Annotated in this window: 12 protein-coding genes; 3 read left to right on the top strand and 9 right to left on the bottom strand. The window is 61.0% G+C overall.

Annotated elements, in window-relative coordinates; translation table 11 throughout:
- Nucleotides 1–195 precede the first annotated feature (195 nt).
- The 3 genes from LJE98_RS15750 to LJE98_RS15760 are packed head-to-tail and all read left to right on the top strand — an operon-like array spanning nt 196 to nt 3,462.
- Nucleotides 196–1,386 carry a sialidase family protein gene (locus LJE98_RS15750; protein WP_229576170.1) on the top strand — a complete coding sequence of 397 codons (1,191 nt, stop codon included), beginning with the start codon at nt 196–198 and terminating at the stop codon, nt 1,384–1,386.
- A 1-nt stretch (nt 1,387) separates the two neighbouring features.
- Nucleotides 1,388–2,344, top strand: a complete 957-nt coding sequence (pdxA, locus tag LJE98_RS15755; RefSeq protein ID WP_229576171.1) for a 4-hydroxythreonine-4-phosphate dehydrogenase PdxA — start codon at nt 1,388–1,390, stop codon at nt 2,342–2,344.
- A gap of 5 nt (nt 2,345–2,349) precedes the next feature.
- Complete coding sequence (locus LJE98_RS15760) at nt 2,350–3,462, top strand: iron-containing alcohol dehydrogenase (protein WP_229576172.1); 1,113 nt, start codon at nt 2,350–2,352, stop codon at nt 3,460–3,462.
- An 81-nt stretch (nt 3,463–3,543) separates the two neighbouring features.
- Here the strand turns inward: LJE98_RS15760 and LJE98_RS15765 are convergent, their stop codons facing one another.
- The 9 genes from LJE98_RS15765 to LJE98_RS15805 all read right to left on the bottom strand — a co-directional run bounded on the left by LJE98_RS15765 (nt 3,544) and on the right by LJE98_RS15805 (nt 13,317).
- Entirely contained in the window at nt 3,544–4,269 is a 726-nt protein-coding gene (locus LJE98_RS15765; RefSeq protein WP_229576173.1) for a FadR/GntR family transcriptional regulator, read from the bottom strand.
- Between the two features lie 2 nt (nt 4,270–4,271).
- Nucleotides 4,272–5,300 (bottom strand): four-carbon acid sugar kinase family protein, encoded by a 1,029-nt coding sequence (locus LJE98_RS15770; RefSeq protein ID WP_229576174.1) that lies wholly within the window; start codon nt 5,298–5,300, stop codon nt 4,272–4,274.
- Nucleotides 5,301–5,845: 545 nt separating this feature from the next.
- Nucleotides 5,846–6,616: an SDR family oxidoreductase gene (locus LJE98_RS15775; protein ID WP_229576175.1), complete on the bottom strand. Its 771-nt coding sequence runs from the start codon at nt 6,614–6,616 to the stop codon at nt 5,846–5,848.
- Nucleotides 6,613–7,647 carry a zinc-dependent alcohol dehydrogenase gene (locus LJE98_RS15780; protein ID WP_229576176.1) on the bottom strand — a complete coding sequence of 345 codons (1,035 nt, stop codon included), beginning with the start codon at nt 7,645–7,647 and terminating at the stop codon, nt 6,613–6,615. Before LJE98_RS15780 ends, LJE98_RS15775 begins: the two co-directional genes overlap by 4 nt.
- 7 nt (nt 7,648–7,654) lie before the next feature.
- Nucleotides 7,655–8,752, bottom strand: coding sequence for a mandelate racemase/muconate lactonizing enzyme family protein (locus LJE98_RS15785; protein ID WP_229576177.1), 1,098 nt, complete (start codon nt 8,750–8,752; stop codon nt 7,655–7,657).
- A complete protein-coding gene (locus tag LJE98_RS15790) occupies nt 8,749–9,750 on the bottom strand; it encodes an ABC transporter permease (RefSeq protein WP_229576178.1) in 1,002 nt (333 codons plus the stop codon). Before LJE98_RS15790 ends, LJE98_RS15785 begins: the two co-directional genes overlap by 4 nt.
- A gap of 3 nt (nt 9,751–9,753) precedes the next feature.
- The gene (locus LJE98_RS15795; RefSeq protein WP_229576179.1) at nt 9,754–10,749 is read right to left on the bottom strand and encodes an ABC transporter permease; all 996 of its coding nucleotides are present in this window, start codon (nt 10,747–10,749) and stop codon (nt 9,754–9,756) included.
- Nucleotides 10,746–12,269, bottom strand: a complete 1,524-nt coding sequence (locus LJE98_RS15800) for a sugar ABC transporter ATP-binding protein (RefSeq protein ID WP_229576180.1) — start codon at nt 12,267–12,269, stop codon at nt 10,746–10,748. The genes LJE98_RS15795 and LJE98_RS15800 overlap by 4 nt, the downstream gene beginning before the upstream one ends.
- A gap of 73 nt (nt 12,270–12,342) precedes the next feature.
- Complete coding sequence (locus tag LJE98_RS15805; RefSeq protein ID WP_229576181.1) at nt 12,343–13,317, bottom strand: ABC transporter substrate-binding protein; 975 nt, start codon at nt 13,315–13,317, stop codon at nt 12,343–12,345.

Genomic DNA, 13,317 nt, shown 5'->3' on the forward strand with positions numbered 1-13,317 from the left:
AAACCATCCAACTTCCACCCGTTTTTGTCAAATGATTTTCCAATGTAAAAATTCGCCATGCGATGACATCATAAATTACTGTTTATTTACAGATAGATAGATTCTTCCGTTTTCACAGGCAACCAATTTTACGACATAAACAAACTTGACAACTTTGTAGAAATGGCAGATTTCGGAGGTCAAGAGGAGCGTTCCATGACACCTGATGACATCGCCCGGCGCATGACCGGCGCACTCACCGCGAAAGATGCGGGCCGGATCGAGGCGCTGCTTCCATCCCCGATGGTCCAGAACCACGCATCCTTCTTGCACAGGCAGGCGAACGGAAGCCTGATCTGCGCCTGGTTCGGCGGATCGCTCGAAGGAAAATCCGACATTTCGATCTATGCTTCCGTGTTGCCTAAGGGTGCATCAGCCTGGGGACCGCCGCAACGGCTGAGCTCCGACCCTGACCATTCCGAGCAGAACCCCGTCCTGTTCCAGGCACCTGACGGTCGTCTGCTCCTGCTTCACACGTCGCAGCCTTCGGGAAACCAGGATGAATGCCGGATCAGGATGGCGGAGATTAAGACGGATGCCGCCGACCCGACGCGGTTGACCGCTGCGGAAGGGCGCTATCTCGACCTGCCCCAGGGCTGCTTCGTGCGCGCGCCGGTCATGATCCGCGAAGATGGCGCATGGCTTCTCCCCATTTTCCGCTGCATCCCGCGCCCGGGGCAAAAGTGGAATGGCAGCCATGACACCGCAGCCCTCGGCATCAGCAAGGACTCTGGCGTGACCTGGGCGCTCGACGAGCTCCCCCGGTCGATCGGCTGCGTGCACATGTCTCCTGTAACCCTTGGCGAAGACAACATGGCCGCCTTTTTCCGCCGTCGCCAGGCAGACTTCGTCTACCGCACCGAGAGCAGCGATGAAGGTCAGACCTGGAGCATCCCGGCACCGACAGACCTGCCGAACAACAACTCCTCGATTGCAGCAATCACGCTCAGTAACGACCGCATTGCGATCATCTGCAATCCTGTCAATGCCGCGGCCTCCCCTGACCGTCGAACCTCTCTCTATGATGAACTCGGAGAACAGGACGACAGGCCGGAGGCGGACCCGACCGGCGGCTGCACCCCCATCTGGGGCGTGCCGCGCGCGCCTGTTTCCGTTTGCATCTCGCACGACGGCGGTCGCACGTTCCCACATCGCATCCTGATCGAAGATGGACCGGGAACCTGCCTGTCGAACGATTCCACCGATGGACGAAACAAGGAAATGTCCTATCCATGGCTCCTGGCCGAACCGGACGGATCCCTTCACATCGCCTATACCTATCACAGACGCGCGATCAAATATGTCCGGCTCGCCCCCGGCTGGGATCGTCCCGAAGACGGAGCATGACATGAGCGGCACTATCGGCATCACCATGGGCGATCCCTGCGGCGTCGGGCCCGAGATCTCGGTCCGGGCTCTGGCCGAAATGTCGGCCGAGGATCGCACAGCGACTTGGATCTACGGCAATCTGGCAACCCTCGAAGCGGCGCGAGAGGCACTGAAGGTCGATCTGGACCTCACGCCTTATGTTGTCGACATCGAGATTGAGGGCGCACCGCTTCCCTGGGGCACACTCAGCCCGGTCGCCGGCGACGCCGCCTTCCGCTTCATCGAAAGAGCCGTTCGCGATGCCGAAGCCGGAAAGATCGGCTGCATCGTGACCGCCCCGATCAACAAGGAAGCGCTGAACCTCGCCGGCCACCATTATGACGGCCATACGGGCATGCTGCGCAGCCTGACGGGATCCAAGGCGGCCTACATGCTGCTTGCCTCCGAACGCCTGAAGGTCATTCACGTCTCGACCCACGTCTCGCTTCAGGAAGCCATCCGCCGGGCGACCACCGAACGCGTGCTTGCAACCATCAGGGCCGGCAATGATCATCTCAAGCGCATCGGCTACGAGAAACCGCGTATCGCGGTTGCCGGCGTCAATCCGCATTGCGGCGAGAACGGTCTTTTCGGCACGGAAGATGACGATCAGATCGCCCCCGCAGTCGCAGCCGCCCGCGCCGAAGGCATCGATGTGCTCGGCCCGATCTCGGCCGACACGGTCTTCTACCGGGCCTATTCCGGCGCCTTTGATCTTGTCGTCGCCCAGTATCACGATCAGGGCCATATTCCGATCAAGCTGGTTGCCTTCGACACGGCGGTGAACGTCTCCGTCGAACTGCCAATCGACCGCACCTCTGTCGACCACGGCACCGCCTTCGACATCGCCGGCAAGGGCATTGCCAATCACGGCAACATGAATTCGGCCATTGCCTATGCCCGCAAGCTGGTCGCCGGCAAGGTCAAGCAAGGATGACACCGATGACCGCATCCATCACCCTCCACCAGCCGCGCCGCCTCATCGTCGGTGCAGGCACGATCGGAGAGGTCGGCAGCCTCGTCTCCGACGCCACATCTGCCTTGGTCATCGCGACACCGATCACAGCAGGTTTCATTGATCGCCTGAAACTATCCGGCAAGATCGAGGTCTTCGACGCCATCCCCGGAGAACCGGATGTGGCGACGCTTGAGGCGGCGCTTGCGGTGGCGCGTCGGGTCAGACCTCAGGTCGTCGTCGGCCTCGGCGGCGGCTCCGTGCTTGACGTCGCCAAGCTCGTCGCGGTCCTCTGGGACAGCGAACAGACACTCATCGACGTCGCGGGCCCCAACAAGGTCAACGGCCGCAACACCCGGCTCGTTCAGGTGGCGACGACGGCTGGCACCGGCTCGGAAGCCGGCATCCGTTCGCTGATCACCGATCCAGTGAAGGGGAACAAGATTGCGGTCGAGAGCCCCCATATGATTGCCGATATCGCGGTCCTCGATCCGCAATTGACTTTCACTGTGCCACCGGCCGTTACGGCTGCCACTGGCGTTGATGCCATGGCCCATTGCGTCGAGGCCTTCACCAACAAGCGCGCCCATCCGATGATCGATGGCTTTGCCCGCATGGGCTTCCGCCTGGTCGGCAAATATCTCGCCCGCGCCGTCAAGGATGGCTCTGACACCGAAGCCCGCGAAGCCATGATGCTCGCCTCATACTATGGCGGCATCTGTCTGGGCCCGGTCAACACGGCGGCTGGTCACGCCATCGCCTATCCGCTCGGCACGCGCCTTGGCCTGCCACATGGCCTGGCCAACGCAATCGTCTTCCCGCATGTGCTCGCTTTCAACCAGCCTGCGGTTCAGGACAAGACGGCGGAAGTGGCCGAAGCACTCGGCTTCAGCGCCGGATCACGCGACGCCCTGCTCGAAAACGCCTGCCGTTTCTGCACCGAACTCGACATCGAGATGCAGCTCTCTCGGCACGGCGCGGACGAGGATGCTCTGGCAGGCTACGCGGCAGAGGCCCACGCCAATCGCCGACTGATGGACAACAATCCTGCCGACATGGCCGTCGAAGATGTGTTGGCGATCTATCGAGCGGCCTATTGAGCCGTCCGGCGTCGCGGCAGGGTGATACGGGCCGCCGGGCCCTTGTTCCCTTCAGGACTTCGCGCGCCTGAAGGTGTGCACTCACCCCTCGGACTGAGCTGCAAGAGAAGCACTCGTCTGGAAGAGACGCGCACGCGAACCGGTCAGATGGGCATGCATGAGTTCTTTCGCCCGGGCACCTTCCCCTGCTGCGATCGCCGTCGCAATCGCTTCGTGCTCGGCAAACACGCGCGACAGCCCGGCAGCGTCACGCTTGACCGAGACACCGTGGAAACGCATGCCGACGGCAATGTGGTCCTTCAGGGCCTCCATGGCGGTCGAGAAATAGGTGTTGTTGGCAGCACGGGCGATGGCGACATGGAACTGGAAGTCGGCATCCTCGCGATGGGCTTGGCGGTTGGTGGCATCGCGCATTAGTTCGAGCGCCTCGCGGATCGAGGCGAGTGCCGCAGGCGTGTGGCGCATGGCGGCAGCTTCTGCCGCAGCCGGCTCAAGCGTCAGGCGAAACTCATAGCAATTGAGAAGATCCGCAACATTCTCCAACTGGCCAAAGCCGAGCGGCTGTTTCATACCCACGGACCGCACGAAACTGCCGGCACCACGCCGGGAGTAGATAAAGCCTTGCTCGCGAAGCCGGCGCAGGGCTTCCCGGATAATGGGGCGCGACACTTCGAATTCGATCGCGAGATCATGCTCGGTCGGCAGCCGTTCATCCGGTTGGTAAGACCCCGACTTGATTGCCCGATGCATGCGCTCGAACACCTGATCCGCCAGGCTCTTGCGTGCCGTTCCGCTCTGAAGTCCCATTCCTAGCCCCTGACCCCGTCCAGTTTTCCAGCAACCTTCGCCAGGGTGTCCGGCTGCCCGAAGCCCCCCGATTTGGCGATGATGCAATGACCTTTGGCATGAGCCAGACCAAGGCCCGGCATGCACTCGCCCTCTAGGCGGAAACATTCAATGCCCATTTTATCCAGAACCTCTTCTGCTGTCGCACCGCCACACAGGAGTATGGTCTGCGCCTCGCTCGTCAAGCGCGGATGGACGCTCCGTGCCAGATTGGCCGAGACTTCCTGGGGCGAAATTCGCGTCTCCCCTTCGGTCGCCTGCACCAGGATCATGGGTGCCGAGCCTGGCACCGAAGGCTCCATGATACCGTTCGGAGCGGGATTGAAGGCAACCATGTCGAGCTGTCGCAATTGCTCCGCCTGCTCGACAGTGATCCGGTCATGCGAGCCGATGACGAACAGGCCTTTTCCAACAGGCGGCGCGACAAGCTCGCCATCGGCCCGCCCCGTCTTGCGACAGGCGAGTGCCTCGGCAAGGCCCCTCGCCCCGACCAGGAGATCGACACCGCCGGCCTCGGCCGTTTCCAGCACCTCGAGCAGGTCTTCCTGTTGCAGCGCGTCAGGAATGAGTGCGCGGGCTGCATGTTGCTCCAACACGTCTGCGATGGAGATCGGCGTCGCAACGCCGAAGCCCTCGATATATCCATTTCGCACCACCCGTTCGAATGCGGGGATGGCAGGCGCGACCAAAGCGCGCCGATAGGAAATCGCATCCAATTCCCGTGAGATATGACCTTTGAGCCGAGAATCGATCTTCTTGAACAGGGTAACCTGAGGAGGCAGCAACCCGAGGACCTGTCGCATCGCCTGAAACGCCTCTTCCCGAGACCCCTCGCGGGACGCCAGATTGATCGAAAGAACCTCCGGTGACAAGGCCAGTCCCTGGGCGACCGCGCCGACTTTCAGGACGACTTCAGTGCGAAGTCCCCGTGCCGCGAAAGGGGCGGCTGTATCCAGTGCGCCGGTAAGATCGTCGGCAAGGATGACGAGCACGAAATCATTCCTAGTTGTTATCTTCGCATTCGGAATATGGATTTATTTTCATGGGAATGCAAATAAATACTAACAAATCATCGCCAGGCACGCGCCGCCTTGTCACAGTCGGTCAACCTTGGAAACATGAAGCAATCTGCATGCGAGAATACGGAGCACCGCTCGCATGTTGAGCGCTGCTCCGTATCCAAGTTCGGGCAACCGATCGCTAAGGTCGCGAATGTGTGGTTGTCGACATTGCGCCAAAGCGTGCTTTCGGCCTTCTGTGTATCCCGGGCAAGGGCGTGGCGATAAAGGCGGAGACAGCCCGGCGTCCGCTCTTTCCTGCAACTGCTGAATGACCCCCTCGGGGCCTTCAAGGCGAACCGGCGTGGTTCGAAAGCTCGGGAAATAGCTGCCGGTGCGAAACGGCAGCATTGCGCGAGGCGCCGTTGCAGACCCAAAAAACCTGCGTCGACCGGACCGTCGGGAAGATGGACCGCCAGCGCAACCGGCAAATGCCGGCTTTTCTGACGACCCCGCCACCTGCTCCCTTAGCCACCGCCTCAGCGGCCCATCCAGCCACCATCAACCATCAGGACGGTCCCGTTTACGTAATTCGACGCGGAGGACGAGAGAAACACGACCGGTCCGGCGAAGTCTTCCGGTTGCCCCCATCGTCCAGCCGGAATGCGCTCAAGTATGGATCTCGAGCGATCAGGATCGTTGCGCAAGGCTTCGGTATTGTCGGTGTCGATATAGCCAGGCGCAATTGCGTTGACATTGACGCCTCGACCCGCCCACTCATTGGCGAAAGCCTTGGTCAACTGACCGATAGCGCCCTTCGAGGCAGCATAGCCAGGAACGGTGATGCCACCCTGAAAGGTCAGCAGTGAGGCGGTGAATATGATCTTGCCGCTGCCGCGCTCAACCATATGTCGCCCGATTTCCCGGGTCAGGACGAACTGCGAGGACAGATTGACCTCGATGACCTCATCCCAGATCGCATCGGAATGTTCTGTCGCCGGTGCGCGTCGGATCGTGCCGGCATTGTTGATCAGAATATCGATCCGGGGATTGTCCGCCAGAACCTGCGCGGCAAACGCCGTCACGGCCTTGCGATCGGCGAAATCGCATTGATAGCCGCGAAAGGATCGACCAGCGGCCAGAACATCGCCTTCGACGTCACTTCCGCTTGTTTCAAGGCTTGCGCTAACGCCGATAATATCGGCTCCCGCTTCGGCGAGCGCCTTGGCCATGCCGCGCCCAATGCCGCGTTTGGCGCCGGTAACAAGCGCGGTTTTCCCGGAAAGATCAAAACTTGTCATAACGCTCATGCCGGCTCCTCCGAAACCTGAATCATCGACTTCATCGCATTGGGGTTCGTGGTCAGCGCCTCAAAGGCGCCCTGAATCGCGTCGAGCCGTTGAATATCGGTAATGAAATTGTCGCAATCCACAACTCCGTCTTCCAGCAGAGCCATGGCCTGCTCGAAATCCTGCGGATGATAGACCCGCGCGCCAAGCATTTCCAACTCGCGCCAGAAGAACTGGAACAGATCGATCTGCGGCTTGCTGGCATGGATCGCCACCATCACGATCCGGCCGCGCGTTGCCGCAACGGCTGTCATCAGGTCGACACCGGGCTGCGTGCCCGACACCTCGAACACGACATCCGCGCCCTTGCCGTTCGTCGATTCCGCGACAAATGCCGCGGCATCGGCCAGCTTGGGATTGACGGTGCGGAAACCCAGCTTTTCAGCGAAGGCCAGCCGGTTCTCATTGATCTCCGAGATCGTGACTTGGCCGCCGGCATGGCGGGCAACCAGCGCCACCAGCAGGCCGATCGGCCCACCGCCAATGACCACCACATCCTCGCCTGGCTGGAGGCGCGCGCGCTTGACGTCGTGGCAGGCCACCGCCAGAGGTTCGATCAGGGCCGCATGCCGCAGGCTCAGATTGTCCGGCAGGACGTGGATGGTATGGGCCGGCACATTCCACTTCTGCTGGAACGCGCCCTCCGTATCGATGCCAATGAATTTCAGGTTATGGCAAATGTGCTGATGCCCCGCATCACAAGCCGGGCAATGGCCACAGGCGTCGAGCGGACGCACGACGATGCGCTGTCCGGAGGCGAGCCCCTCGACGCCCTCACCGATCGCTGAGATCGTGCCGGACATTTCATGGCCGACAGTGCGCTCGAAGCCGACGCGCTTGTCCATGTGCCCGAGATAGATATGCAGGTCGGTTCCGCAGATGCCGCAATAGGCGACATCGATCTGAACTTCGCCTTTGGCCGGCGGCGCAACCTCGCGGGCTTCGAGCGTAAACGTCTTGTTGCCGCGATAGACGGCCGCTTTGCTGGTCATGGGAACCTCATGCTTTCAGAGTGTTTTCGGATTCGAGCTTCGCCCAATCGAAGGTGACCCCGATACCAGGGGTGTCAGGAGCCACGGCCATCCTGTCTTCGACCACAAGCGGCCGGGTGGTATATTGGTCGATGGGAAAGGAATGGACCTCAATCCAGCCCGCATTGCTGCGCGCCGATACCAGGCTGACATGGAGCTCCTGCATGCCGTGGCTGCAGATCGGCACGCCATGTTCCAACGACAGATCTGCGACCTGCAGGAAGCCGGTGACGCCACCGCAATTGGAAGCGTCGGGCTGCACGAAGCTGAGTTTGGCCTGGTCGAAGGCATAGCCGAACTCGTGGATGGTGTGCAGGTTTTCGCCCATGGCGAGTGGCATGCCGGTTGCTTCGGCGATGCGCGCATATCCTGCATAATCGTCTGGTATCGTCGGCTCTTCGAACCAAAGCAGATCATAGGGCACAAAGGCCTTCGCCGCCTCGATCGCCTGATCCACACTCATTGAGTAGTTGGCATCGACCATGAAGGCGACATCGGGGCCGATCAGCTCGCGCACCGCCCTGATGCGCTCCAGATCCTCTGCAAGGCTTGGCTGACCGATCTTGATCTTCACCCCGTCGAAGCCGCGCGCGATATAGCTGCGGATACTGTCCAGAAGCTTGGGCAGCGGGAAGTTCAGGTCGATGCCTCCGCAATAGGCACGGCAACGATTGGAAGCGCCGCCCGCCATCTTCCACAGCGGTTCGCCCAGACGCCTGCCGCGCAAGTCCCACAATGCGATATCGATGGCCGAAATCGCGAATGAGGCGATGCCGCCCCGCGCGACATAATGCACATGCCACTGCATGCCATCATAGAGCTCCTCGACCGGTTCGGCATCGCGGCCGATCAGGAACGGCGCCAGATCGTGTTCGATCATCGCCGCGATCGCGTGACCACCCTTGCCGCCCGTATAGGTATAGCCCGTCCCGGTAGCGCCATTCTCCAGCGTGACAGTGGCTGTGATCAATTCGAAATGATGGTGATCGCCATGCTTGGCATCAACCAGCACTTCGGCAAGCGGAATATGAAACAGTCTCACATCGATTGTGCTGATCTTGGTCATTGCGTCATGCCTGTCTTGCGCGGACCGGAGATCCCGCGCGTTTGAAGAAGAATAACTGCAAACAGGAAGCCACCCCGGATAACCATCTGCCAATAGGCGCTCATGCTGATCGTGCCCCGGCCATTCTCGAAATTGAGGATATTGAACACCAGGCCGAGCAGCAGCGCTCCGGCAATGGTGGCCGGGATTGACCCGATGCCGCCCGTCAGGAGAGTCCCGCCAACCACGACGGAGGCGATGGCGGAGAGTTCCCAGCCGACGCCCTCAAGCGGTTGACCGGCGCCGAAACCGGATGCGAGGAAGACGCCCGCCAGTCCGGCACAACCGCCACTCAGCGCATAGACAAAGAGCTTGGTGCGGTCGACATCCAGACCCATCAGTCGCGAAGCATCTTCCGAACCGCCGACGGCGAGCACGACGCGGCCCAGTGAGCTGTGTTCGAGAAGCACCCAGAAAGCGATGGCAACGCCGGCGACGATCAGGATAGCCCACGGAAAGAGCCCGAATACGCTTTCCATGCCGAGCCGGGTGAAATTGGATCCCCAATCGACCGCAATGGTCTCCGCGCCAGAGATGATCAATGCCCCGCCCTTTGCGCCCAGCATGGTGGCGAGCGTGGCGATGAACGGCGGAATGCGCATACCGACGATGAAGAAGCCGTTGAGAATTCCGATCAGCACGCCGGTGGCGACACCGCAGGGCAGCGCCACCTGAATGCCATAGGGCGACATATAGGCAGCAACGACAGAGGTGAACGCCGCCACCGAGCCGACCGACAGATCGATACCGCCGGTCAGGATGACGAAGCACATGCCGAGCGAAATCAGGATGAACATCGCATTGTAGTTGAGGAAGGAACTGAAGTTGTACGCCCCGCCGAAATTGTCGTAGCGCAGCAAGCCAAACAGGATGAGCATGGCAAGCGCGATCCAGACGCCGGTGGTCTGCGAGTTGCCGCGCAGATAGCGGCGCAGATCGAATGCCGATTGATCAAGCATCTCCTAGTCCTTTCGTCCTTGCTGGATGTAGACGGCGAGGATGATGATCCCGGCCTTGGCGACCAGAGCGACTTCGTCCGCAACGCCGTTTGCGAGAAGCGTGTATCGAACCAGCTGGATGATCACCGCTCCGAGGATGACGCCGAAGACAGGGGCACGCCCCCCTTGCAGCAGGGCGCCACCGACCACGGCTGCTGCAATGGCATCCAGTTCCATCAGATTGCCGATGCGCGCTGCATCAGAGGCGGAATTGATGGCCACGACGATCAGGCCGGCGAGTCCCGCCAGGCCGGCGCAGATGACATAGGCGCCGATCTTGATGCGCTTGACCGGCGCGCCCGTCAGCCGTGCTGCCGTCTCGTTGCCGCCGACAGCGAGCAGGTAGCGACCAAACAGGGTCCGGTGCACGAGCCACCAGATGACAATCGCCAGAGCCAGGACCAGCCAGCCCTGAAACGGCAATCCGAGGATCTTGCCCGTTCCGAGATAGCTGAACGCCTTGTTGCTGAAGGTCTGCAGATTGCCGTTGGTCAGCACCTGGGCGATCCCCCGGCCCGAGATGAACAGGATCAGCGTGGCAATGATCGGTTGCACATTCAAAAGGCTGACGAGCGAGCCGTTGAAGACCCCGCAACCGAGCGCCACCACCAGCGGCACGGCGATAGCCGCCGTCAAACCGAGAACCGGATAGGCCTGGGCGAATTCGGAGGTGAAGATCAACGGAGCCAAGGCCCCGGCCAAGGCCATGACAGCGCCGACGCTGAGGTCGATGCCGCCGGTGGCGATCACCAGCGTCATGCCGACGGCGACGATCGAAATCGTCGCCACCTGACTGATGTTGACGAAGAAGGTTTGCAGGCTGACGAAATTCGGCGTGACCATGACATTGAACAACAGGATCAAGGCAAGGGCGATCAGGCTGCCATGCTGCCGGACAAAACCGGCGCCAGACGCATATGTTCGCGACGTGCTCGCGAGAGGAAGCTCGGTAGTGCTCATGCTGCATCTTCCTGATGATGGTGGGCGATAGCTGCAACGAGCGCGTTCTCGGTAATGCCGGGATTCTGTAGCTCCGACACGGTATGCCCGGCCTGCAGCACGACGATCCGGTCGGCGCCCTCCACGAGTTCCTCAAACTCGGAACTGATCAGCAAGACACTGCCGCCTTTCGATACATAGTCTCGAATGATGGACTGAATCTCGAGCTTGGCGCCGACATCCACACCGCGGGTCGGTTCGTCGAGAATGAGCAAGTCCGGTTCATTGGCGAGCCAGCGCGCCAGCAGCACCTTCTGCTGATTGCCGCCCGACAATTCTCTGATCGGTTGCTCCATGCTGGAGGTCTTGATACCGAGAACCTTGATGTAATGTTCGACCAGAGCGCGTTCGCGCTTGCGGTCAATGGCGCCGCCCCAGGTCAGTTTGGGCAGAAGCGCCAGCGTCAGGTTCTCGCGAACCGACATGTCCGGCACGATGCCCTCGGCCTTGCGGTCTTCTGCGAGGTAGCCGAGACCTGCTGCGATCGCATTGGCCGGGCTCCTTGGCTGTGACAGTTGATCGCCGATACGCATCTCGCCCTTCACCAGGGAATCGACACCGAAGATCGCCCGCGCCACTTCCGTGCGCCCTGACCCCAAGAGACCACCGAGGCCCACGATTTCACCGCGCCGAACCGTCAGCGATGCATGGCGCAGGCTGCGGCCCGTTGCGATATCGGTTGCCACCAGCAGCAGTTCGCCAGGTTCGCTCTCCGCGCCGCCAAGGCTGGTCATGCCAGCCGCGGCGATATCGTCCGGATTGCGGCCGAGCATGTCCGCGATCAGGTCCAGCTTTGTGCAATCGGCAATGTCACGACGACCGACCGTCACGCCATCGCGCATGACTGTCACGCGGTCGCAGATCTCAAACAGCTCTTCGAGAAAATGGGAAATGTAGAGCACCGCAATGCCAGCGGCTTTCAGCGTCCGCACGACGTCGAACAGAATGGAAACCTCTCGGTCGTCCAGCGATGACGTCGGTTCGTCCATGATGACCAGCTTGGCATCCAGCGACACGGCTCGGGCAATCGCAACCAGTTGCTGGACCGCCGTGGAATAGCTGCCAAGCGGCGCGCGCACATCGATGTCGACACCGAAACGCGTGAGGATCTCGCTCGATCGCCGATGCGCTTCCGGCCAGTCGATCAACCCGCCGAAGCGGCGCGGTTCGTAGCCCATCACGATGTTTTCGGTGACGCTGCGCAGGGGCACCAGATTGAGTTCCTGGTAGATCGTGGCGATCCCTGCATCCTGCGCCTCGCGCGGGCCCGCTATGTTGAGTTCCTTGCCGGCAAAGTGAACAGAGCCCGCATCACGGCGATAGACCCCCGTCAGGATCTTCACCAACGTCGACTTGCCAGCGCCATTCTGGCCGATCACGGCATGCACCTCACCGGGCGCAATTTCGAGCTGCGCCGCCATCAGCGCTGCCACGCCTCCGAAGGTCTTTGATATTCCGTCCATACTGACAAGCGGCTGCATTCCATACCTCACGATCGCGCCGGGAAAGGAGCCAGGAGAAATGCCCCAAGGCACCTCCCCTGGCACGGAAGGATCAGTAGGCTTCAGCGATATGATCGGCCGCGTTTTCCTTGGTGAAGATCCGGTCCTTGACCTGAACCCAGGGCTCGATCTTCTCTCCGGCGGCGTAACGCTTCATCACGTCGCAGGCGAGCGGACCGAAGAAGGGCGAGCTTTCCACCGTCACACCCATCTTGCCATCGGAAATGGCCTGCAGGGCATCACGCGTACCGTCGATGGAGACGATCGTGACGTCCTCACCGGGCTTGCGGCCGGCAAGTTCCAGTGCCTGGATCGCGCCGATCGCCATTTCGTCATTGTGCGCATAGACGATATTGACGTCGGGATGGGCCTGGAGCAGCGTTTCCATGACCTGACGCCCGAGGTCGCGGGCGAAATCGCCGGTCTGAGATGCGACGATCGTAAAGCGCGGATCCTGCGCAATCCGCTCATCGAAGCCCTTCTTGCGATCATTGGCCGGAGACGAGCCGGTGGTGCCTTCCAGCTCGACGATCACGCCCTTTTCGCCTTTGAAATTCTCGATGGTCCATTCGGCAACGCGTCGACCTTGATCGACGAAATCCGAACCGAGAAACGCGACAAAATCTTCCCCGGCCTTGGCGGAATTCGGATCGACGGAACGGTCGACCAGGAAGGTCGGGATGCCGGCGGCCTTGGCCTTCTTGACCGCTGGGATGAGCGGCTTTTCCTCGCGCGGTGGCAGGAACAGGACATCGATGCCCTGGGCGATCATGGAATCGACATCGGCAACCTGCTTGGCAGCCGAGCCGGCTGCATCCGTGGCGATCAGGTCCCAGTTGCACTTCTCAGCCGTGTCATGGAACGACTTGGTTTCGGCAATGCGCCACGGATTGTTGCTTTCCATCTGGGAAAAGCCAACTTTGTAGCGTTCCTTTTGAGCCAGCGGCGGCGGCTCAGCCGAGACTGTGACGGCGGATGCAGCGAAGCCGAAGATGGCCGCCGATGCCAGAAGCAATGTCCTGTTCAT

The sequence above is a fragment of the Rhizobium sp. 'Codium 1' genome, assembly GCF_020889605.1.
GTDB lineage: Bacteria > Pseudomonadota > Alphaproteobacteria > Rhizobiales > Rhizobiaceae > Allorhizobium > Allorhizobium algae.

What these genes read in the sequence shown, in the direction of transcription:
- LJE98_RS15765 (WP_229576173.1), bottom strand. Translation starts at nt 4,269, where the DNA reads ATGGGACTTCAGAGCGGAACGGCACGCAAGAGCCTGGCGGATCAGGTG.
- LJE98_RS15780 (WP_229576176.1), bottom strand. Translation starts at nt 7,647, where the DNA reads ATGACCAGCAAAGCGGCCGTCTATCGCGGCAACAAGACGTTTACGCTC.
- LJE98_RS15775 (WP_229576175.1), bottom strand. Translation starts at nt 6,616, where the DNA reads ATGAGCGTTATGACAAGTTTTGATCTTTCCGGGAAAACCGCGCTTGTT.
- LJE98_RS15805 (WP_229576181.1), bottom strand. Translation starts at nt 13,317, where the DNA reads ATGAACAGGACATTGCTTCTGGCATCGGCGGCCATCTTCGGCTTCGCT.
- LJE98_RS15760 (WP_229576172.1), top strand. Translation starts at nt 2,350, where the DNA reads ATGACCGCATCCATCACCCTCCACCAGCCGCGCCGCCTCATCGTCGGT.
- LJE98_RS15800 (WP_229576180.1), bottom strand. Translation starts at nt 12,269, where the DNA reads ATGCAGCCGCTTGTCAGTATGGACGGAATATCAAAGACCTTCGGAGGC.
- LJE98_RS15790 (WP_229576178.1), bottom strand. Translation starts at nt 9,750, where the DNA reads ATGCTTGATCAATCGGCATTCGATCTGCGCCGCTATCTGCGCGGCAAC.
- pdxA (WP_229576171.1), top strand. Translation starts at nt 1,388, where the DNA reads ATGAGCGGCACTATCGGCATCACCATGGGCGATCCCTGCGGCGTCGGG.
- LJE98_RS15785 (WP_229576177.1), bottom strand. Translation starts at nt 8,752, where the DNA reads ATGACCAAGATCAGCACAATCGATGTGAGACTGTTTCATATTCCGCTT.
- LJE98_RS15750 (WP_229576170.1), top strand. Translation starts at nt 196, where the DNA reads ATGACACCTGATGACATCGCCCGGCGCATGACCGGCGCACTCACCGCG.
- LJE98_RS15795 (WP_229576179.1), bottom strand. Translation starts at nt 10,749, where the DNA reads ATGAGCACTACCGAGCTTCCTCTCGCGAGCACGTCGCGAACATATGCG.